18 protein-coding genes are annotated in these 20367 nt (G+C 49.6%); 4 read left to right on the top strand and 14 right to left on the bottom strand.

Annotated elements, in window-relative coordinates; translation table 11 throughout:
* Positions 1-160: 160 nt before the first annotated feature.
* The 3 genes from FH749_02495 (at position 161) to FH749_02485 (ending at position 3169) form a co-directional block, all read left to right on the top strand.
* Entirely contained in the window at positions 161-919 is a 759-nt protein-coding gene (locus FH749_02495) for a class I SAM-dependent methyltransferase (protein MTI94344.1), read from the top strand.
* A gap of 211 nt (positions 920-1130) precedes the next feature.
* Positions 1131-2396 (top strand): MFS transporter, encoded by a 1266-nt coding sequence (locus FH749_02490; GenBank protein MTI94343.1) that lies wholly within the window; start codon positions 1131-1133, stop codon positions 2394-2396.
* Entirely contained in the window at positions 2378-3169 is a 792-nt protein-coding gene (locus tag FH749_02485) for an aminoglycoside phosphotransferase (protein ID MTI94342.1), read from the top strand. Before FH749_02490 ends, FH749_02485 begins: the two co-directional genes overlap by 19 nt.
* A gap of 4 nt (positions 3170-3173) precedes the next feature.
* Here FH749_02485 and FH749_02480 read toward each other — a convergent pair whose 3' ends face one another.
* The 8 genes from FH749_02480 to FH749_02445 all read right to left on the bottom strand — a co-directional run bounded on the left by FH749_02480 (position 3174) and on the right by FH749_02445 (position 11227).
* Positions 3174-3665, bottom strand: coding sequence for a hypothetical protein (locus tag FH749_02480; protein ID MTI94341.1), 492 nt, complete (start codon positions 3663-3665; stop codon positions 3174-3176).
* Between the two features lie 850 nt (positions 3666-4515).
* The gene (locus FH749_02475) at positions 4516-5103 is read right to left on the bottom strand and encodes a cell filamentation protein Fic (protein ID MTI94340.1); all 588 of its coding nucleotides are present in this window, start codon (positions 5101-5103) and stop codon (positions 4516-4518) included.
* Positions 5093-5281: a hypothetical protein gene (locus tag FH749_02470; protein MTI94339.1), complete on the bottom strand. Its 189-nt coding sequence runs from the start codon at positions 5279-5281 to the stop codon at positions 5093-5095. Before FH749_02470 ends, FH749_02475 begins: the two co-directional genes overlap by 11 nt.
* 242 nt (positions 5282-5523) lie before the next feature.
* Positions 5524-6996, bottom strand: coding sequence for a hypothetical protein (locus FH749_02465; protein MTI94338.1), 1473 nt, complete (start codon positions 6994-6996; stop codon positions 5524-5526).
* Positions 6997-7299: 303 nt separating this feature from the next.
* Positions 7300-7875, bottom strand: coding sequence for a hypothetical protein (locus tag FH749_02460; protein ID MTI94337.1), 576 nt, complete (start codon positions 7873-7875; stop codon positions 7300-7302).
* Between the two features lie 66 nt (positions 7876-7941).
* Complete coding sequence (locus FH749_02455) at positions 7942-8970, bottom strand: beta-lactamase family protein (GenBank protein ID MTI94336.1); 1029 nt, start codon at positions 8968-8970, stop codon at positions 7942-7944.
* Positions 8971-9148: 178 nt separating this feature from the next.
* Positions 9149-10027, bottom strand: a complete 879-nt coding sequence (locus FH749_02450) for a hypothetical protein (GenBank protein ID MTI94335.1) — start codon at positions 10025-10027, stop codon at positions 9149-9151.
* A 180-nt stretch (positions 10028-10207) separates the two neighbouring features.
* Positions 10208-11227: a septal ring lytic transglycosylase RlpA family protein gene (locus FH749_02445; GenBank protein MTI94334.1), complete on the bottom strand. Its 1020-nt coding sequence runs from the start codon at positions 11225-11227 to the stop codon at positions 10208-10210.
* Positions 11228-11573: 346 nt separating this feature from the next.
* On the opposite strand from FH749_02445, the gene FH749_02440 reads away from it, so the two are divergent.
* The gene (locus tag FH749_02440) at positions 11574-12827 is read left to right on the top strand and encodes an MFS transporter (protein ID MTI94333.1); all 1254 of its coding nucleotides are present in this window, start codon (positions 11574-11576) and stop codon (positions 12825-12827) included.
* 129 nt (positions 12828-12956) lie between these two features.
* Here the strand turns inward: FH749_02440 and FH749_02435 are convergent, their stop codons facing one another.
* From FH749_02435 to FH749_02410, 6 genes are all read right to left on the bottom strand, one after another.
* The gene (locus FH749_02435; GenBank protein ID MTI94332.1) at positions 12957-13709 is read right to left on the bottom strand and encodes a DNA-binding protein; all 753 of its coding nucleotides are present in this window, start codon (positions 13707-13709) and stop codon (positions 12957-12959) included.
* Positions 13710-14249: 540 nt separating this feature from the next.
* Positions 14250-16169 carry an LTA synthase family protein gene (locus tag FH749_02430; GenBank protein MTI94331.1) on the bottom strand — a complete coding sequence of 640 codons (1920 nt, stop codon included), beginning with the start codon at positions 16167-16169 and terminating at the stop codon, positions 14250-14252.
* A gap of 117 nt (positions 16170-16286) precedes the next feature.
* On the bottom strand, positions 16287-17309 hold the full coding sequence (locus tag FH749_02425; protein MTI94330.1) for a sugar kinase: 1023 nt from the start codon (positions 17307-17309) through the stop codon (positions 16287-16289).
* Positions 17309-17956 (bottom strand): bifunctional 4-hydroxy-2-oxoglutarate aldolase/2-dehydro-3-deoxy-phosphogluconate aldolase, encoded by a 648-nt coding sequence (locus tag FH749_02420; protein ID MTI94329.1) that lies wholly within the window; start codon positions 17954-17956, stop codon positions 17309-17311. The genes FH749_02425 and FH749_02420 overlap by 1 nt, the downstream gene beginning before the upstream one ends.
* 117 nt (positions 17957-18073) lie before the next feature.
* On the bottom strand, positions 18074-18838 hold the full coding sequence (locus tag FH749_02415; protein MTI94328.1) for an IclR family transcriptional regulator: 765 nt from the start codon (positions 18836-18838) through the stop codon (positions 18074-18076).
* A gap of 129 nt (positions 18839-18967) precedes the next feature.
* Positions 18968-20194, bottom strand: coding sequence for a dicarboxylate/amino acid:cation symporter (locus FH749_02410; protein ID MTI94327.1), 1227 nt, complete (start codon positions 20192-20194; stop codon positions 18968-18970).
* Positions 20195-20367: the final 173 nt, after the last annotated feature.

The following is a 20367-nucleotide window of genomic DNA, read 5'->3' as shown; positions in this document are numbered from 1 at the left end:
AGTCCGCAATCTGTCTAAGCCTCTGCACACAAGCTGAAGAACTTTTTTTACCATGAAGGAGAACATAAATTGTATGGGGAAGATGTTAATCTGTAATGTGCTTTAGAAAACGGCATTCACTGTTATCCGGGAGGAGAGATACAGGGAGACCAGACTGGGTTTGAACCTTAATAATTTGCCAGTTATGGGCTGCCACTCCTGCTCCAGGCAATTGTCCCTGTCCGAAGCTACCGTCCAGGACAATCATGTAGTAGATGGAAAGTTTGTCTGTAGCTGTGGGCAGCAGTACAGCATAGAATCAGGTATAGTGAGGGCCCCACGGGATTCGATGCCTCCAGGCCGGGACTACGGCAAGTATCTCAGTGATTATATCAGCCTGGAGAAAGCTCCTTTTGTAGATAGTATCAGCCGGGGCCTGGAGTGGCTCCACAGCCAGATGGACTTTCCTTCTCTGAACGGCAGGGTGTTATTGGAGCTGGGAACTGGCATTGGCTTTTTTCTGAGATACATCTACAAAGATTTGCCCGCTGACTGCTTATATATCGCTGTTGATCACAACCTAGAAAAGCTGAAGTTCCTCAAAGATTCCCTGGAGATGGCGGGATGCAGAAAGAACATTCTATTCATTTGTGCAGACTTTTTACATATACCCATACAGACGAGATGTGCCGATGTGCTCCTTGATCTGATGGGCAGTACCAGTTACTGCCTCACCACCCAGGTTCTCTGCTGCCGGCGACGGACCGCTATGTTAAAGACCAATCAAGTCTTTACGCTTGCTATGTGGTCTTTAGGAATTTCGCCCACAATGGCGTCATTGCCGAAGAGTGCCGCCGGAACTTTACATTGCCAGGGATTCAAGATTCTATTGCGTCCCTGGGTTACCGGGGGGTTACAGAAAAAGAGCTGGATACCATAGAGAAGGGCGCAGACTTTGAGGCTTACTTTGTGGAAGGTGAGAAAATCTACACATATATGTATTACGGAACCAGATAGGCTTGAGAAGTCTTGTGATAGAACATGGGGTTAGCCCCATGTTTTATTGTTTTTGGAGTGGAATCGGCGTTAGTTAGCTCTTTACATGGGGTGCGGACGATTATTTAAACTGGGGTCAAAAGGAGGTGGCGTGAATGTATAGCCTTGCTTTTGGCCGAGAGTCCCGGAATATTGTGTTGTTTTGTCTGGGGAAATCTGTATCTGCCTTTGGCGGTGCAGTGTACGCCTTTGCCATGGGATTGTATATTCTTAATCTGACCGGATCTGGACTGAGCTTTGCCCTTGCCCTGGCATTGGGCACAGTCCCGACGGTATTGATTAGCCCCGTGGCCGGAGTCCTAACAGACAGATTGGACAAAAAAATGCTTGTGGCAGGAACAGATTTTATCAGTGCGCTTGTGCTGCTGGTATTGTATTTGCTGGGCAGAAGTTTTGAACTTCACCTGGCCATGGTTTATACTGGCATATTTCTGCTTGCAATCCTCAACGCAGTCTTTGTTGTAGCCTTAGACAGCGGGAAGCCGAGCTTAGTGCTTTACGACAGGCTGATGAGGCTAAATTCGCTGAGCAAGGTTATCGATTCGACATCAGCTTTTCTCGGTCCGGTCTGTGGCGGGATACTTTTTGCGCTCATGGACATTGAGGCCTTCATCCTGGTCAATGCCCTATCTTTTTTGCTGTCGGCCCTGTTGGAGCTCTTTCTCGATTTCAACTATAATGGCTGCAGCGTCAGGCCCCAGTCTGGCAGGCTGCTTTTAGGAGCGGAAATTAAAAAAGCGGCGACCTTTATTCTTAAATCCAGGACGCTGCTGCAGATTCTCGGTGTATTTGTCAGCATGAACTTCTTTGTTGGGTTTGGCGTCACAGTGCCCCTACCGTATATCGTTAACAATGAGTTGGGCCTGGGTTCCGCCAACTACGGAATTATTAAGGCAGGCTTGCCGGTGGGCATGGTACTGGGAGCGGCAGTGGCGCCAAGGGTGATGAAACTACTTCCCTACATGCGGTTGCTAAAGGGGGGTGGGGTTGTGCCTGGCCATAAGCATGACGCTAATTGGGGTGCCTGCCCTGATGCAAAACACCGGGATCAATCTTGTGGTTTATATGGTAATGGTGATGGTTCTGTTGATAATTATTGGGGTATCTCTCTGATAAACGTGCCTTTAATCCACGAGCTCCAGGTTTTGGTGCCCAGAGATTATCTGGGTCGGGTATTGAGCCTGGGTATTAGCGGCGCCAAGGCGATCCTTGCCCTGGTTTTATCAGGGACGCTAAGTACTGTGGCCCCGGCCTCTGTCATGCCCGTTGCTGGGGGAGCGTTAATGTTATTGGTTAATACATTGATACTGGGTTCCACCGATATCAGAAGGGAGAGAACACCATGTCCAGGGGAGAATTGATTGGCATCGGCAGGACGGCAGAAGTATATGCCTGGGGTAAAGATAAGCTGGTTAAGCTGTACTTCGAGAACTTTCCTACAGAAGCTATCGAGCGGGAAGCAGATATTAGCCGGGCAGTGTGGGAGCAGGGTATTCCCTCACCAGAGGTATTCGGGATTGTTAAGGTGGGAAACCGTAAAGGGCTGATATTTGAAAAAATACCCGGGCAGTCGATGTTGAGTCATATCGAAGCGAGGCCGTGGCTGGTCATGTCTTTCGGTCGGGAAATGGCCCGGCTGCACTGTAAAATCCATGGGTCATCCCTGGAGGAACTGCCTCCGCAAAAAGCGAGGATTACTCAGGCAATTGGTGAGGCAGCGGACCTGTTGGGAGCGCAAACAGAGAAAATTCTCGACCACCTGGAAACCTTGAATGGGCAACAAGCTGTCTGCCACGGGGATTTCCATCCGGATAATATTCTTATCCGGGGAAGCAACGCGATTGCAATTGACTGGACCAATGCGTATTCGGGGCACCCGGCAAGTGATGTGGCCCGAACCTGGATTATGATCAACTCCCCTTACCTGCCCGAAGGCAGTTCAACACTCTTGGGCCTGATGTCCCGACCGTTAAAGAGGTTGCTGTCCCGGGCTTATTTACGGGAGTACGTCAGGTTGGCTGGTACAGCACAAAAGGTTATTCAGCAATGGCTGATCCCTGTTGCCGCCGCGAGGCTCGGTGAGAAGCTCCCGGGAGAAAAGGAGTGGCTGTTGGGGATTATTCAGCGCCATTAACGACTCAATGGGAAGCAGATGCTGAATTTTGCTCAAGCAATATCTTTAGATTCCTGGGAATAGCTGCTATCCACTGGTCCAGGCCTAGAACCCTGCACTTTTCCTTTAGACCAGGGGTAAACTCTTTCTGCTTTTTTGTCAGCAACATATCCGTCTCTTCTTCAGTAAATTTCACAACTCCCGGTTGCATTAGTTCATAATCTTGATTCATGGGGCACGATAGCTGGCACTTTAAGCAGCCATATAAACAATGATGCGCCGACAGAGGCACCCAATCGGGAATTTTTCGCGGGCTTTCGTTGAAGTATGTTAAACATCTTTCATTATTAATCATGAACCGCTCAGGGCCAATCGCTCCTGTGGGGCATGAGTTTGCACAAATACTGCACTCAGTACATTCCTCAGCGTGCTGTATTTCCAGCCATTCGTCCGTACATGGCAGGTCCGAAAAGTAGGCGTCAATGGAAAAATAACTGCCCAATCCATCGACAAACAGATATTATTTTTTCCGTATACCGCTAAGCCACTATGAACCGCCAATCGCTTCAGGGGGAGGTCAGGTGCATGTTTCAGGCGATAGCCTCCTTCAGCAACGAGGCTGGTCAGATACCTCTTTGTGTTCTCTGAATCGGACATTACCAGGCTCTTAAAACGATATTGGTCGCCTTTCCAGATAAATTCCACCTCTGCATAGGGCGGGTGTGGAATCGCAACAATAATTACCGACTTTGCAGCAAAATCAGCTGCCAGCTCAAACTTGTACAAATTCTTCATAACCCAGCTCTGAAACTTATTTAAAGTTTCCTCTTTCCTAAAGAGTTCAAGCTCGGCTTGGAGACTGTGCAAGCGTTCAATACTTAATAGTTGCAATCTGTCACCCTCTGCCAATGCCTTTTACCTTAACATTTCAATCATCGTTTAACCTCCACTTTCTATAACAATCCGGGGGCATAGTAAGTCTACGGGTTTAAAAGTAATAATAGCCAGGAGCTTAGGAGTTCCATGCCCCTTTCTAGTTATTCAACCTTTGTCTGGGTAGTCCTGCCAAAGAGAAAACTGGCATCTATCACCAGTTTACAATCGTTTTCCTGCGCTGTCATCAGGGCAGTGCTGGGCATATTATCCACCTCCAGCCTCAATATATCGCCAGAGACAAGCATTATCAACTGTTTGTGCTTATTATCAACTAAGTAATCAGGATAGCAGCTGACATACGAGCAACATGTTTGCCGGTTATGTACATTAAAAGGCTGCTGGCATTTTTGCCAACAGCAGCAAACCGCCCAATATCATAACTAAGCCTATTTTAAACCTCTTTAGGTTAGATTACTTAGCGGCACGGCCATCTACCACTCTGATTTTAGTGGAAACGTTATTTTGTTCAGGAGCTCTATCATTGGCTTAAAATCACAATGAAAAGCCGCAATATCAGCTTCAAGAAGCTCTTTTATATCGGCATCTCTATATCGAATGTCATAATCTGCATTACGTCCAAGCTGACTCAAAAAAACTCTAATTGCCCTGCCATTACCTTCACGAAACGGATGCAGAGCGTTTAAATCCCCTGCAAGTTCAGCAAATTTCCTAATAAATTCATCTTTAGGTAAGGATTTAAGATAATTGTTTTTAGCGAGCTTAGTAAAAATAGACTTTTGCTCTGACTCAATATTTTCAGAGTAACAGAATACACTGCTGTTTTTTAGAAGATTGACAGTTCTTGCTTTGCCAGCAAAATCGTATATATCCGAGAATATCCGCTTATGAATCTCCTTTAAGTGATCAAAATCAAATGAACCAACTACAGGTTTATCCTCAATTTCAGCTATCCGAATAAAAGTTATTTCTTCCTCAAACCTATGAAGTATTTTTGGGTCTTTAATTCCTAATTTGTTTTGGATGATCTCCTCATCTTCAACAAAATAATCATCGGTCATACTCTTCCCTAATACTTTTCCTCTTGTATTTGGCGACAAGCTTATCAGCAGAGGTATTGCCACGAAGCATTTCCAAACAATCTCGCTTAGTTTGCTTAGATACCGAAAAACCCTCTATTTTGCAATTAACTTCAGCGTTTTTAATAATACGAGCATGACGGGATATTGTCTTCTTCAAAAAACACACCTCCCTCTACTTTCATAATTATACCACATTTTCAGGTATCCCACTAATAATAGCTCCTGGACAGCAGTTATTAAACTCAATTCAACCACAGGCCTTCAATCCCGATCTCTAAACCTGGGAAAGCCGAGTGGAGGAGCAACTATACAACCTGATAGTAGCTGGCATAAGGGCAACATGTTTGGCCGGTTATGTACATAAAAAAGGCTGCTGGCACTAGCCAACAGCCTGAAAGTCTATTCTACTGCCCGCCGTCTAAGCAGCAGCAAACCTACCAATAACATTACCAAACCTAAGTTCATCAACCACATGATACCTGCCCCAGTCTTCGGTGTTGTGGGCTCAGGGGTACCTGGCTCAGCGGGAGGAAGTGACTCACCCTCCTGCATCATGGCGAAATAGCTCCAGCGCGGGGTTGTAACGACAAGTCTGTTGTTTTCTGCATCAAGCTCCATTGCCTGTTCAACCCATTGCTCGGTCTCGGTATCATAGCGGAAGAAGGCCAGCTCATCAAGATCTACATTTGTTGGATAGTCAAACACCCAAATATAAGCCGGCTCACCTTCCACAAACTCATCCACATTACCATTAGCAGCTTCCAAGGTGAAGTAACCGCCGCCGATAAACTCCCAGCCGGCAGGTAAATCGGCAGGAGGGGCGTCAAGCGTGATGGTCACGGTGTATTCTCCATCCCCAGGCAAAGATGCTTTTGGCACAATCGCCACCGGGCCCTCAGTGGGAAAAGCCACCGAGGTGCCATCAGGCATCGAAGTAGAATCAAAGGTAGCCCCCAGATGAGCCTCGGGATGGAAAGGTATAATCAAGTCGCCCGCTTCAGCAAGCGCAGCCGCATCGCCAAACTCCGCAAATGCTGCATAAACACCTTGTTCCCCAACTTCTTTGACCTGCAAAGTCAGGGAATCGACAATTACGCAGGCAGATGTAAATGAATTTTGCGACATAACATTCAATAGCCAGTCTCCGGCATCCACGTCGCCACTTTCTGGAAAGGCTAAAACAGTATACGGTTTCTCTAGGCCTATTTCTTGAGTAAAAGTATTGCCTCTGACTTCCGGCAAATATGCATCAATAGCCAGTCCGGGTAGCTCAGCATTGGAGGCGTACCTTACCTCATTCTTTATGATCTCGATGCCGTCTTGGCCGGCACCATCAGTAACCCAAAGGGATCCGTTAAGAGTATTGTCCCGGACAGAAGCCTGCTTGGCATCATCCATGAACCTAATAGACAGTAGAATTACACTGCCATCGCCATCACCTACGGGCGGATCACTGGGGACAATACGGCTATGGCGCAGTGTAAAGTTATTGCCTGTAACCAGCATGGCATAGTCAGAGACATTATAATCCTCGCCATCGAAATCTTTTTTTTCCCTATACATCGGACGCAGCTCCAGGCCTGTGATTGTCACGTCATCGGCCTCGACTTTAACCAGGCATTCGGCAGTCTGTTCTTTTCCGTTAATAATTGCTTTAACATCGGCTTTGTTCTCAATTAAATTGCCTGCAGCATCCACACCCTGCAATGTCAGTGGTTTGTCAATAGTTACCGCGGGATTGGCTCCCATAAGTTCATAATCACCGGGCAGTACATTTACCATGCCACCTGGAGCAACGGTGTCGATGGCCTCCTGAAGAGTATAATGTGCATTATTACCAACCTCCAGGTCAAAGGGTCCGTCTTTTACCATAGACTACCTTTAGCCCCCAGTCCCGTCTATCACCCTTATGGGTGAAATAGCTGGGTATCTACAGTTCTTAAAACCCTGGTTATCCATTTGAGGTCCGGTTAAGAAGACCCGGCACGCTCAGTAATTAGCGAACTGCCAGATCAGGAGCTGAGTCCAGTATTTGGACTGCGCACCTTGATTTAGGTAATGTTCTGCCTGAAGCTTGCTGACGAGCAATGTGTCAATCAATCCTTATTAATCAAAAGAATATCGCCATTGCCGGCGATATTCTTTGTTAGTTTAGGTATCAAGAGTCTCATCCTCTTATTGGGTTTGTAATCTCCTTACCAAATCCAGTGCTTGTTTAGTGGAATCAATTAAAGATGTATCACCTTTAATTTCTCTTAGCGTGAGTGCTTTATTTAAATATTCCTTGGCTTCATCTAACCTTCCCAACTCCATCAGACATTTTCCTTTGTGTTGGAAAGAAAAATCTAAGTATGTGTCTATTTTTTTGTCCTTACATTTCTGGATTGCTTGATCAAAAAGCGCTAACGCTTCATTACGCCTACTAGCATATTTTAATGCTTCTCCCAGTCGTATTGATGTTACAATTTCTCTTTTTATATTTCCGGAGTCTAATACGTAATTTAAACAATCATTAAAGTAGTTGATTGCCGCCTGCGGCTCACCGCAAATTCTATACAAATTACCCAATGTTCCATAAAGAAAATACTTATCATCTTCTCCTGCTGTGTTTTTTAACAAGTTTTCTGCTTCGGCTATAACTTCTTTTATTATTAAGGGATTTGAAGTTTTTTCGCGTAGATAATCGTTGCCATCGATATAAATAAACTCGTTTATGGAAGAAAGCCTTTGTTTTAAATCTGCGACGCTCATAACTTACCCCCCCATACCTTACTGAATTGGTGGAAACGATGCTTCTTGTGCAGATGTCTATCTTACTTACAAGATATGCTCAGTAATTATTCGCTTGGCCATGAGCTCCAGGGGTGCGTCTCCCATGTTGCTGAGCAGCACTACTAGCGCACCCTGCTCCGGCAGCCTGATTATCATGGAGTGAAAGCCGTTGATTCCACCCTCGTGGCGTTGAACCAGCAGGCCCTGCTGCCGGGTCTGGTAAACAGAAGGATTGGTAAAATACTGGGCCAGCTCAGTAGGTTCCACCCTGACAACACCCCAACCACAGGCGTAGTTGCCGTAAACAGGCGTGAACATGATTTCGGTCAACTCCGGCGATAGAAGTTCGTGGCCGGCCAGAGCCCGATCCCAGCGAAACAGATCTTCAACAGTGGAGTACATACCGCCCCCCGCGTAGGGGATGGACATATCGACAAAAGAAGTGTTGCGGAGAGTGTCGCCGTCCCGGTCATAGCCGGCGGCCCGGCGGGGGACTACTTTTTCGCTCCAGTCATAGCCGCTATCCTGCATGCCCAGGGGGGCAAGTATATTTGTCTCCAGAAGCTTATCATATGTAACGCCAGTCACTGCCTCAAGGATTGCGCCCAGGATATGATAATTAGAATTGCTGTATTCAAAGGCGGTCCCTGGTTGAAAAGTGAGATCGTCACTGCAAAAGCGTTCAACGAACTCAGCTACTGGCAAGTTGTCCCGCAGATGCTTTTGCACGAACTCCATCGTGGTAAAGGTGGGAATACCGGAACTATGGGTGAGGAGATTGCGGATGCTGACCTGCTCTCCCGTATCTTTACGGTACCATGACAGGTAGTCGTAAATAGTCCCGTTGAGGGTAAGCTTGCCCCGCTCCACCTGCTGCAGCACCAGCATGGCGGTGAATTGCTTGGTCAGGGAGCCGATGCGAAAGACAGTGTCTGCGGTGTTGGCAATCTGCCATTCAACATTGGCCAAGCCCCAGCCACCTTTGTAGACCACCTGCCCATCGTTGGCCACCAGCGCTGCGCCGTTAAACTTCTGCTGGCGGTGAAATTCAGCAAACAATGTTTCAATACTCATAACTCATCCTCCTCTTCTGTACGTCCCAACCGTCAGGAACAGATACCAACCACTACCTCCGATAGTTTACTAAACCACTGTGCACTTGTTGGCATGTTCATCATCCTTAAATAATTCTATATTTGTCTGAATCATCCTGCCATAAATAAAAAGGCGCCTTTGTTGGCGCCTGTCAGTGCTACGGAGTGATTGTTATTGACGGGGTCTCGGCTACAGAATCCCAGGTATCAGTATGGAAGATGTAGAAGTTTAGCTCAATCTCCGTTACCGTTTCGATTCCATTATCCTCGAAGTCGCTGTCAAAGAAGGTTGCGTCCGCCAGCGCTTTTTTACCGGGCATAATCTCGGGTGAGAAGGTGGGCTCGATCATAAACCCGTTTACGGATACATTTCTGACCTGCACGGTCAGAGGTTCGTCGGAGTTGTTCTCCAGGTAGAAGCGGATTCCCGGTCCAAAGATGGAGTCGTCGGTCATCCCTTTGTAAATAATGGTCATGCCCTGATCATCGTAGACGACATCACCGGAAGTGTCATACTCCTGGGTGTATGAGCCAGCGGCGGATGTTTCCACGGTCACCAGGTCGGAGAAAAAGATTTCATCCCAGGTATCAGAGTTAAAAACAAGAAAGTTTAACTCGATATCGGTGATTGTCTCAATACCATATCGCTCAAACTCTGAGTCTGAGAAAGTAATTGCGTCATTGGCCTTCTTGTCCGGCATTACCTCTGGGGAAAAGGTGGGATCAACCATAAATCCGTTCACCGAGGTGTTTCGGGCCTGAACAGTAATTGACTCGTCGGAGTTGTTCTCGATGTAAACCTTGAGCTCCGGCCCCAGCCATGAGTCGTCCAGGGCGACGGCCTTGATAATTACGCCATCCTGGTCAACCAGGACTTGCTCATCAACCGTTACTTCGCCCAGGTCAGCGCCGTTGCCGTTGTCCTGGTCCGACTGACCGGAATCATTATTATCGGGAGCAGAGCTGTCCCCGTCCCCACAGGCCACAAGCGCTGTCGCCATCATCAGAACCAGCAGCAATGTAAATAACTTTTTCATTTTGTCCTCTCCTTATATGTTTTTTATTGGGTGCATGTATACGCTTGTCTTTAACCCAGAGATATCTTAACACAACCCCAGGTCAATTGCTGTCATTGGCGCCAGATTATTTTGGAGGAAATTTAACCCAACTGACCTGAAACAAAAAACAGGCACCGTAGAAGATGCCTGTTGATTAACTTACTGCACTACTTCAATTCTTACATTTGCCAGGCCAGGATAAACACCAATCTCCCGTGCCGCAGCCTTGGACAGATCAATAATCCTACCGTCAATGTGCGGGCCGCGGTCATTGATCCGCACGACCACCGATTTATTGTTGTTTAAATTCGTAACCTTGACCATGGTGTTATGGGGCAAGGTCAGGTGAGCAGCCGTCATCGCATACATATCGTAGGTCTCACCGAAGTACGTCTTGTTGCCGTGGAATTTGTCGCCGTAGTACGAAGCGATTCCCTCCTGAACGAAGGGCTTACTACCGGGATTGCTCCGTGACGCGACTGTTCTTGTGCCTCGCAGGACCACACCGGTTACAGGCTCCTGAACAACTTTCTCAGCGACTATTTCCCGGGAAACTTCTTCACCATCGTGGTATGTGACTTCGTAAGTTACAACTTTTTTCCCATCCCGAGCCTCGGTCTGCACCCGTTGGACCCCGGCATTCAAAGAAGAATCATTACGATAGGTGGTATCTGCTGCAAGGGCAAACTCTTTTTCAATTAGTTCGGTCTCCACCCTGGTAATTTCGATTTCCAGCCCGGTCATCAGATTTTGTCCCAGTGGGAGATTGACAAGGTCCCCGTCAAAATCGATTTCCTGCTCGATTAACAGTTCTTCGATGGACTCAGCCCAGGAATACACTTCCCACTCTTCGCCATCGACTCTGATGGCCACCTTGGGTGCTTCTTTGATGACTATATAATTTACGTCAAGCTCAGCATCTAGTTCAGGAATTGTTCTTTGAAATTCGGGATCGATTGCTACTTCCGCTTCTTCCAGGATTTCTGCAACCACGGTGTTGCTGGTCTCCACCTCAATCATATCGTCGCCGGTAAAGATCGTCACTAGCATTGTCGATTCGGTGAAGGGGTTAAATCCGGCGGCAAACAGAGTTATTGTCCCCACCAAGAACACTGCGGCTACAGACAACAGCGAGATTCTAAGCGCTTTTTCCCTGGCGTTCCGCTGCGTTCCCGTCATTTAATCACCTCTTATTTTTAGACGATTTGAATATATATACCCAAAATCCGGGTACATATTCATATTAAAACCTAAAACATTATATACTAAGTGTTACGATATTGCACGAGATCCGGGGATAAAGGAATCATATGTCCAAGCTGTGTAACCAGGATGTAACATCCCGGCTGGTCCTTGAGATATTATTCACTGTCTGTGCGAATAACTCCTGCTAAAAACCACAGGTAATGATTGACAACTGAAGCCAAATAGGTCCCGGCGGTATTGCCGGGGCCTGCTCATTGGGGCAGGAATTTGGGGTTGAATCGCGAATAGTTCGAGAAGCGAATGTTTTGAGGTGACAACGATGAAGATTGCTGAGACTCCCAAACCCCGGTCAATAATTGATTACCCTAAGCTGTGTATTATCGCGATGAGCTATATCGCCGTGGGCCTTAGTCTCCAGGGGTTTATCGCTATGTTGACTTTGGTTAGAGAAGAGTTCGCCATCGGCAGCGCCCAAGCCGGCCTATACTCCACCTTTTTCTTCCTGAGTTCATCGGGTATCGCAATTTTTAGCGGCAGACTGGTGGACAGATTGGGCTCCAAACGGGGCCTGGTGTTGGGGGCATTCTTGGTCGGGTTGTTGATGGTCCTCCATTCCCTGGCTCCAGTCTTTGGGATGCTGCTGGTGCTGGCGTTTCTCTCCGGCTTTTGCTTCAGTCTGATCACGCCTTCTGTCAATAAAGGGGTAATGGAATTGGCGCCCCCCGACAAGCGGGCGCTCTGCATTGGCATCGGCCAATCGGGCAACGCCCTGGGGGGCGTGCTGGGGGCGGGCCTGCTGCCCTGGCTGGGCATGCTCTATGGCTGGCGCACAGCAATTCTAATAGCCGGTTGTATTGCGATTATCTTTAGTTTTTTGCTCCAGACCTTCTACAAGCCGGTACAAGCCCAAGGCACTACCGGCGGTATGAACAAGGGTAATTTTATCGAAGACATGAAAGTGCTCCTGGGCAACAAGGCCTTGTTGTGCATCGCCATGCTTGGGTTCATGTTTGGTTTCAGCATCGGCTCAATAACAACCCACCTGGTTATCTTCCTGGACCAGGACATCGGGTTCACGCCGGCGCTTGCAGGAGTTGCTTTGGCCGTGTTGCAGGTGGGCGGAGTCTTTGGCCAGCCGGGTTGGGGGTATATCAATGATACTTATTTCGGCGGCAATAGGCGACTGGGCTTCCTCATCGTCGGGTTGATGGCAGGCGGGTTCACAATTTTACTGGGGTCTTTGATTCCCGGAGGGATTATTAGCGGGTTCGGGATTTATGTGATGGTCTTCTTCTATGGGATAACCAGTTTGGGGATACCCGGCCTCTATTTTGCAACCGTGGGCGAAATTGTCCCGGAAAAACTGCTGGGCACAGCCACCGGCATGGCGCTGTTGTTTATCCGTGGGGGTGTAATCGTGGGACCGCCGCTGGTCGGCCTTATCGCCGACATCCAGGGGAATTACACTGCCAGCTGGCTAATCCTGGGGGGGATGCTGCTGGGGGTTACAGTCCTGTTTTACGGCCTCAGCGCTAAATATATGCAAACGAATAAAAAGACGGCATCTATGTAGGTGCCGTTTCTTTATATCCGCTACTTGTCCCGGATGTCCGGAATAATAAATATCAATTAAGGTTGTCAATGTCCTGGGGTCACTCACAGATGGGTATCTGAAGCGTACAATTATCCGTTGTATTGGTGGCTAACTTCGCCACCACAATTCCTGCAAATCTATGCTCAGTCCAGGATAATTCGGATGGGTTAGGGTTTCATCGCCCCTGGCTGATGCAACATTAACAAAGGTACCGCCCCGGAGCCGAAAGCAGTCCATGATTTGCTTCTCCGGATCAACCAGCCAGTAATTCTCTACGCCGGCGCGCTGGTAAACTTGCATTTTCACAACCCTGTCCCTGCGGCGGCTGGCAGGCGAAATTACTTCTACCACCAATGTCGGAGCGCCATTAACTCTGGTATTTTTGATAATATGCTGCTGACTAGCTGCCACATAGAGGATATCCGGCTGAACAACATTGGACTCGCCAAATGTTACATCCAGAGGAGAAAACACCAGGGCGCCGCCAGGGTCCGTTCGCACGAAGTAACTATCCAGCGCTGTACATAGTCTGGCGACGGTCCATTGGTGGGTAAAGCTGGGCGAAGGGTCCTTAATAAGCTGACCGTTTAAAACTTCATAGCGAATCCCGGGTTCATCAGGTAGCTGCAGGTAATCCTGATACGTAAAGTCTTGTTTGGTGACAGCGTAGTCTGGTGACTTTTCATTCACAGCGATGGCAGTCAATGCCACAAGCACATTGGGCAGTTCATAGCGGGGGGCTCCCTCCGGAGAACTTATACTAGGTATCTGCCTGTTTCGGGTATATGTTAAAACAGTCTCGACAGAGATGTCCAAGGCCTCGGCAACTTCCTGAGCTGTAATCAGGGTTCTGCGGGGCATACTATCCACCTCCGCCTACAGTATACCGCGACTCGAAACCAGGGTCAACTATTAGCAACCAAAGTCCATTAAGCAGTCAATGGTAACCCGATAATTGCTTACTTGTCTAGATGATTGAACAGGGTTTGAAAATATTCGGGGCCGTAATCGAAGAACTGGCCGGCTTTTGTCATCGCCAGCCGGGACAATGCTTATGCTGAGCTGTGCTTACCCAAGAAACAGACTATCTTCAGCCTCCAACGCACCTTGCCGATTATGGGTTGACCAACCCAATGCGTCAAAAATGAGTCAGTAGCCATGGATCCCTTCCATAGTCATGGCCAGGCCGGTGACAAAAAGCGCATCATTAACTCCAGAACGACCGTTTCGGGCCAAGGCATAGCCGGCCAGCATGCCGCCGCCCACCATACGCATTACCCTGTCACGATAGCCCAAATTGCGTCGCATCTTGTTCACTCCCAATAGTTTATGGGCTTAGTGTACGCCGTATACAGCCCAACAATACTTGCGGGTGTGGCAGTTCAGACAGGGCTTATAATTTTAGGGCAATATCCTGGAGTAATAATCGGTCTCAAGGATTTTTGTCGAGTAATAATACCGTTTCGCCACTTCTTTGGAAATCTGCTCCACATACTCGTCGCTGACCTGCACTCCCAACTCCAGCATAAACTCGCCGGTAACCGAATTAAACCGACCCTTGTCAGTGATAAAGCTGCCGTTACGGAAGATGACCAACGGCTCGCTAGTGGAGAAGATGTCCCGGCCAGCCAACAGGCGGGAGTCAAAATCCAGGCCCAGGAGGTTGGATAAGGTGGGAATGATGTCCAAACTAGAGCTGATTTTGTCCACAGTCATCGGTTCCATCCCTGGAGTATACAGGAGGAATGCGTTTCTGCAGACTTCAAAGTTTTGCTCTATCTCGGCGCCTTCCAGCTCTGCCAGCTCCTCCTCCCGCAGGGCGTAGGGGTAGTGGTCCGAGCTTATGGCAATCAAGGTATTGTCGGCGATTCCCGCTGCGTCCAGTTCCATGAGCAGATACTCTACGGCCAGGTCAAGTTCAATCTGAGTGGCCAGAAAGGCCTTCACCGGTTCGGAGTATGGTAAGTCCTCGACATAATGACGGTGCCTGGCGGCGATTTGGTGGCGCTCGAAGTTGTAATACATGTGGCCGCTGATTGTCATGTAATAGGCATGGAAGGGCTGAGCGTCGATATATTGGGGCAGGGTTACCTGCATCATCTCCAGGTCAGAGCGGGGCCTGCCACCGGACATTTCCAGGCCGTTGCCAATGCCCTGATAATAATAGCCCAGATTGGGGTGGGTTTCCTGCCGGGAGTAATAGTTATATGTGTGGTTGTGGTAAGCAACAGTTGTATAACCCAGTGGGGCCAATTGATTGCCCAGGGCAAATGGCATATAATTCTCTGCCGACTCGGCAAAACTCCATACCCCGCGTTTGGGCAAGAGCCCGGTGCAGGCCACATATTCGCCATCGGAAGTGCTCACTCCCCAGATCGGCGTGTAGAAATTGCGGAAGTTATAGCCCTCATGCATCATTTTATAAAGGGTGGGCGTCAGCTCCGGGTCGATTGCCAGGTGGGAAAAAGATTCAGCGGTAATATAGATGAGATTATAGCCTTCGTAGATGCCGGTAAATTCATTCTTGGCAGTGGCAGGAACTCTGCTGAAATACTTGTGCATATTGCGCAGGGTTTCATCTTCTTCGTCGGCTATGAGGGCGGCAAAATCTATGTCCAGCTGATTGCGGGTTGCGGGCACTAGGTGCAAATTGTCCGGTGTTGGCTGCATCGCTGCCGCCGGCGTAGCAGGGGTCCAGTTGCCGACATAGCGCTGCACATCCAGGCGCATAGTTGTCAGCAGGCCCAGGCGATCCACTGCCAGCCCGTGGTAATTGGTCCGGTAATATAAGTCGTGGGCGGAAAAGCGCGCTTGCCCGCCGGCATGAATCATCAGTATTCCGGCCCCATGGGTGAGGAGCAAGCAGATGGCCACCAGAGCCCGGGTCGGCCAGGTTAGCCGGGGAAACTGGACCAGCTTACGGCCAAAGAAGATAAATACCAAGAAGGGCGCAAAGTAGAACAGCAACCAAAACCAGTTGCTGAAGACAACGGCCAGCGTATCTTGCCAGAACTCAAAGGCCTGGGTGGAGTGCAGAGCGGAATAGACCGTATAATAGGTCCGGAAAATCACGTAATACATCATCTGGGAAGAGAAGATGAAGCCGGCGACACCGAGAAGGATTGCCGAAATAATTATGGCCATCCGCCTGCCGAATATGGTGACAAGCAGGAAACAAGCGGTGGCAAAGAAAATGCTAAATACCGCCGACACAGCAGAACCCTGTGAAAGCAGACTGCCACCGGTGGCCAGGCGAAATACAGTTTCCATAAACAGAATAGAGATCAGGAAATAAAACCACAGGGATGCAGATTTGCGCATACACTTCACTTTCCGACAATCGATGGGATTTTATTACCATTATACAATACGCTGTCCACAAGGGAACCAAAATAGGCGCAAAAAAAGACGGAAACCCGTCTTTTTTGCGCTTGTTGGCTACCGTTGCACCCGTCCGGAGCCATCACCCCGGGCCAAAGTTTCCACCTCGGCAACCGAAACCTGATTGGCGTCCCCTTCAACTGTATGCTTGAGGCAGGAGGCGGCAACAGCAAATTCCAGCGCCTCCTGGGGTGTCTTGCCTGCATTGAGAGCATAAATGAGACCGCCACCAAAGGAGTCGCCACCCCCCACCCGATCGACGATATGCACATCGTACTTCCGAGAGCGGTAAAATTCATTGCCGTCATAAAGCATGCCCGACCAACCATTGTCAGAAGCAGAGTAGCTCTCCCGCAGGGTTATCGCCACATATTGGAGAGCAAAGCGCTCTTTCAGTTCAGTGGCAACCTGCTTGTAGCCCTCATCATTTAGCTTGCCACTGGTTATATCGCTCTTGGCAGCCTTAATGCCAAAGACCTTCTCGGCATCCTCCTCATTGGCAATTACCACATCGCAGTATGGAACCAGCTCCGCCATTACCCGGCCCGCCTTTTCGGTGGTCCAGAGTTTTTTGCGGTAGTTGAGGTCGACACTGATTGTAACCCCGGCCGCCTTAGCCGCTTTGACAGCGTCCAGAGTAATGGCCGCACAGTTGTCCGACAGAGCCGGAGTGATGCCGGTGAAGTGGAACCAGCTGGCATCGGCAAAGATTGCCGGCCAGTCAAAATCCTCCGGAGCGGCCTCGGCAATTGCCGAATGGGCGCGGTCATAAATCACTTTCGATGGCCGTTGGGCCGCGCCCCGCTCACAAAAGTAGATGCCCAGGCGGTCGCCGCCCCGGGCGATATAGCTGGTGTCGACACCAAACTTGCGTAATTCGTTCAGGGCGGCCTGCCCGATTTCATGCTGGGGCAGTTTGGTGACAAAGCAAGCGTCCAGCCCGAAGTTTGCCAGGGCCACGGCCACATTCGCCTCGCCGCCGCCGTAGATGACATCAAATTCGCTGGCCTGGACAAACCGCTTGTAGTTCTTGGGCGCCAGGCGCAGCATAATCTCGCCAAAGGTAATGAATTTACCCATTACAACTCCTCCCTTGCTCTTTTTACCTGGCCCATAAAGTGGGCCGCAGTATCGGTTACCAGCTGGTAATTACCTGATTTCGCACCTTTGGTCAACTCGCCGCCGGTGCCAACAGCAACTGCACCGGCCTCAATCCACTGCCTGACATTGTCCAGGCTTACGCCGCCGGTGGGCATCAGATTGATCTGGGGCAAGGGGCCCTTGAGGGCCTTGATGATTCCCGGGCCGAAGGCGCTGCCGGGAAAGACTTTCAGAATCTCGGCACCAAGTTCCATTGCCTCCACCGCTTCTTTCACTGTCATCACTCCCGGCATCACGAGGACCCGATAGCGATTACAGAGTTTGATTGTCTCGGGATTGAGACTGGGACTGACAATATATTTCGCCCCGGCAAGGATGCATGCCCGGGCAGTCTCGGGATCCAATACAGTGCCGGCGCCTAGCAGCACGTCCTCACCTGCATAGCGCTCGGATAACTCCCGAATAATCTCCACTGCCCCGGGAACTGTCATCGTTACTTCCAAGGCACGAATCCCCCCGGCCTTAACAGCATCCACTAGCTTGGCGCCCTGCTCCTTGCTTTCGGCACGGATAACCGCCACCACACCATCCTCGACAATTTTCCTGATAGTCTCCAGTCGCTGCAAAATTTCCCCTCCTCAATGTTTCGCATCATGAAACAGCGTTCCAATATTCTCAAAAACCCTAGTCCCCTGTCGGGGACTCGCTACCATAATATTTCTCCGTTGGCTGAATAATTCCTGCTAGTAACCCAGCTCCCAGGAAATCTTCAGCGCTGTATCCTGAACTGCTCTGGCGAGTATAGGCAATCGCTCTCCAGTCACATGAATAACTGGTCCGGAGATGCTGATGGCGGCAATTACTGTGCCGTCACGGTCTCGAATTGGCGCCGCCACGCAGCGAATATCCCGTTCATGTTCGCTTTCGTCCAGAGCATAGCCCTGTCCGCGGATTTTTGCCAGTTCTTTCTCCAGAGATGCAGCATCCGTGATCGTATTGTCAGTGAATTTGGGCAAGCTAGTGCGCTGGATTACTTCCGAAACCTGTTGCTCCGACAGATCGGAAAGCAAAACCTTGCCCACAGCGGTGCAATGAAGCATCGCCCGGCGACCAATTTTGGAGTGTAGGCGGACTGAATTTTGCCGCGGGCTCTCTTCCTTGTCGATGTAAACGACTTCGTCCCCATCCCGCACGGCCAGGTGAACCACTTCATTAGTCTCCAGCGACAGCTGACGTATGTATGGACGGGCAACCGTGCGCACATCCATACGCTCGAGAACGGCGCCGGCAAGGAACAATATCCTGGTGCCCAGCCGGTAGCGGTCGCCTTCCGGCTCTTTGTCGACATAGCCCCGGGCCATCAATGTGCCCAGCAAGCGGTGAACAGTGCTTTTGTGTAAATCCAGCGCTGCAGCCAGGCGGGTGACGCCAAGCCCGTGTTTGTCCCGGGCCAGCTCCTCCAAAATCTGCAACGCCCGTTCCACTGACTGTACGGTTTTTTCGTTCATAATGCGCCCCCTCTCGTTCCCTGGGTTATGTATTCCCGTCCAACAGGCAGAATTCCTGCTAGTCGGGGACCTGCGCTATTCAGCGGTTGAAAATAGAGTGCAGGGGCCGCCCGGCGGCCCCTGCATGTATTAAGCATTATCTACTGCTATGGTTTGAGAAGTGTTTTTCTTATTTTCGCTCACATCGACAATCTGCGCCACTGCCAAGTCGCTGGTCACATTAGTCAGCGTCCGGATCATGTCCAGCAAGCGCTCGATGCCGGCAAGCAGGGCCACGCCTTCCAGTGGCAAACCAACAGATTGTAGGACCAGGGCCAGAGTGATAATCCCCATTCCCGGAACGCCGGCGGTTCCGATGGTGGCCAATGTAGCTGTGAGGATTACAGTTAAGAGCTGGAACAGCCCCAGTTCGATGCCAAATATCTGGGCGGTGAAGATTACGGCTATCCCCTGGTAAATGGCGCCGCCGTCCATGTTTATCGTGCCGCCCAGGGGCAGGGTAAAGCTGACAACATTGTCTGAGAGCTTCAGCCGCTGCTTGGCGACCTGCATGGTTGTGGGCAACGTTGCCGCGCTGCTGCTGGTGCTGAAGGCAATCATTTGAACCGGGAAGATCTTGCGGAAAAAATCAAGCGGGTTGACACCGGCAAGCAAGTACAGGGCCGCGGCATAAACAGCAAGCAGTAACAGGCAGCCCAGGTAAACGGCAAAAATTACTTTGAGCAGCGGCAGTACGGCATCTAAGCCGTACTCGCCGGCCACCGGGGCCATGAGGCCAAAAACACCAAGCGGCGTCAGCTTCATGATTAAACTAATCATTTTGGTGAATATGGTGGAAAGCCCGGCAAGCAAGGTGTTAACCGGTTCCGAGTATTTCTTCTCCACAAGGTTTAGCGCAATTCCCAGGAACAGGGCAAAGAAAATTATTTGCAGCATATTCACCTCGGTAAAAGCGACGAAAATGTTTCTGGGAATGATGTTTAAGAAGGTCTCGGCAAGCGCAGGGGCCTCCCGGGCAGCGACCTCTCCGGCTTCCGTGGACAGAGAAAGATTGCTGCCCGGCTGGAGAATTGTACCGATAAGCGCTCCAATCCCAACGGCAATTGATGTGGTAGCTAAAAAAGCGCCGATGGTCTTGCCACCAATCCGGCCAAGCTTGCGAATATCGTTTACACTGCCGGCGCCAAGAGTCAGTGATGTAAAGACAATTGGAATCACCATCATGGTGATTAAGCGTAGAAAGGCTTGTCCCAGGGGTTCGAATATCTGGACATTCGGACCCATAATGCTTCCGACAATAACTGCTAATATTAAGGCCAAAAGTACTTTTGACCACTCAGGTATTCGCTTGATCATAGATTAAATTCCTCCAAGTAGTTTCTAGATAATACTTGTGATTATAAATAACATTTCATGGTCTAAGCCTCTACAACAGTCACTACACATAGTGACCACCCCCTAAATAAAAAACCACTGCCTGTGCTTAGAGGCAGTAGTTCCGCGGTTCCACTCTAATTAGGTTGTGCGCA

The organism is Bacillota bacterium (assembly GCA_009711825.1).
In the GTDB taxonomy this organism is placed as follows: Bacteria; Bacillota; Proteinivoracia; order UBA4975; family VEMY01; genus VEMY01.
Note: the sequence above shows the minus strand (reverse complement) of the source record. Positions and strands in the feature narration are given on the sequence as shown.

Bases quoted from the DNA above. Each gene is read 5' to 3' on its own strand.
- FH749_02465 (MTI94338.1), bottom strand. From the start codon at position 6,996: ATGGTAAAAGACGGACCCTTTGACCTGGAGGTTGGTAATAATGCACAT.
- FH749_02410 (MTI94327.1), bottom strand. From the start codon at position 20,194: ATGATCAAGCGAATACCTGAGTGGTCAAAAGTACTTTTGGCCTTAATA.
- FH749_02440 (MTI94333.1), top strand. From the start codon at position 11,574: ATGAAGATTGCTGAGACTCCCAAACCCCGGTCAATAATTGATTACCCT.
- FH749_02430 (MTI94331.1), bottom strand. From the start codon at position 16,169: ATGCGCAAATCTGCATCCCTGTGGTTTTATTTCCTGATCTCTATTCTG.
- FH749_02485 (MTI94342.1), top strand. From the start codon at position 2,378: ATGTCCAGGGGAGAATTGATTGGCATCGGCAGGACGGCAGAAGTATAT.
- FH749_02435 (MTI94332.1), bottom strand. From the start codon at position 13,709: ATGCCCCGCAGAACCCTGATTACAGCTCAGGAAGTTGCCGAGGCCTTG.
- FH749_02460 (MTI94337.1), bottom strand. From the start codon at position 7,875: ATGAGCGTCGCAGATTTAAAACAAAGGCTTTCTTCCATAAACGAGTTT.
- FH749_02475 (MTI94340.1), bottom strand. From the start codon at position 5,103: ATGACCGATGATTATTTTGTTGAAGATGAGGAGATCATCCAAAACAAA.
- FH749_02450 (MTI94335.1), bottom strand. From the start codon at position 10,027: ATGAAAAAGTTATTTACATTGCTGCTGGTTCTGATGATGGCGACAGCG.
- FH749_02425 (MTI94330.1), bottom strand. From the start codon at position 17,309: ATGGGTAAATTCATTACCTTTGGCGAGATTATGCTGCGCCTGGCGCCC.
- FH749_02415 (MTI94328.1), bottom strand. From the start codon at position 18,838: ATGAACGAAAAAACCGTACAGTCAGTGGAACGGGCGTTGCAGATTTTG.
- FH749_02445 (MTI94334.1), bottom strand. From the start codon at position 11,227: ATGACGGGAACGCAGCGGAACGCCAGGGAAAAAGCGCTTAGAATCTCG.
- FH749_02455 (MTI94336.1), bottom strand. From the start codon at position 8,970: ATGAGTATTGAAACATTGTTTGCTGAATTTCACCGCCAGCAGAAGTTT.
- FH749_02490 (MTI94343.1), top strand. From the start codon at position 1,131: ATGTATAGCCTTGCTTTTGGCCGAGAGTCCCGGAATATTGTGTTGTTT.